Source organism: Frankia sp. Mgl5, from assembly GCF_023242985.1.
Classification (GTDB): domain Bacteria; phylum Actinomycetota; class Actinomycetes; order Frankiales; family Frankiaceae; genus Parafrankia; species Parafrankia soli.
This window is the reverse complement of sequence record NZ_JALKFY010000428.1, coordinates 1-588: the sequence shown is the minus strand read 5'-3', so window position 1 is coordinate 588 and position 588 is coordinate 1. Positions and strand designations below refer to the sequence as shown.

The following is a 588-nucleotide window of genomic DNA, read 5'->3' as shown; positions in this document are numbered from 1 at the left end:
GAACGGGTCCCAGTTGAAGAACCGGCAGGCGTTCTGCCAGGTGATCTTGTCGATCTCCTCGTCGGTCGCACCGGCGTTGTTCAGCTCGTTGAGCACGAACTCCGGCGCGTCCGGCCAGATCGAGTCGGCGTGCGGGTAGTCGCACTCCCAGGCGATGATGTCGATCCCGATCTCGTTACGCAGCTTCAGCGACGTCGGGTCGGTGACGTAGCAGGCGAGTGAGTGGTCGCGGAACACCTCGCTGGGCAGCTTCCCGCCGAAGTCGCGGCGCAGCCAGCGCTGGTTGGTGTAGTGCCGGTCGCAGCGGTCCAGGTAGAACGGGATCCAGCCGATGCCGCCCTCGGAGTAGGCGAACTTCAGGTCCGGGTAGGTCCGCATCGCCGGGCCCCACAGCAGGTCCTGCACGGCCAGCGACGAGATCTGGCACGCCAGGATGATCAGGTTGTCGATCGGCGCGTCCGGGGCGAGCTTGAGCGCGCCGAACCCGGTGCCGATGTGCAGGCACATCACCAGCCCGGTGTCCGACAGCGCCTGGAACACCGGGCCCCAGTAGTCGATGTCGTGGTAGCTGGGCAGGCCCTCGAGGTG

Annotated in this window: 1 protein-coding gene; it reads right to left on the bottom strand. The window is 66.7% G+C overall.

Annotation, left to right across the window (positions count from 1 at the left end; genetic code table 11):
* Positions 1-588: amidohydrolase family protein (locus MXD62_RS09975; protein ID WP_248829055.1), on the bottom strand; the 588-nt coding region annotated here is incomplete at both ends.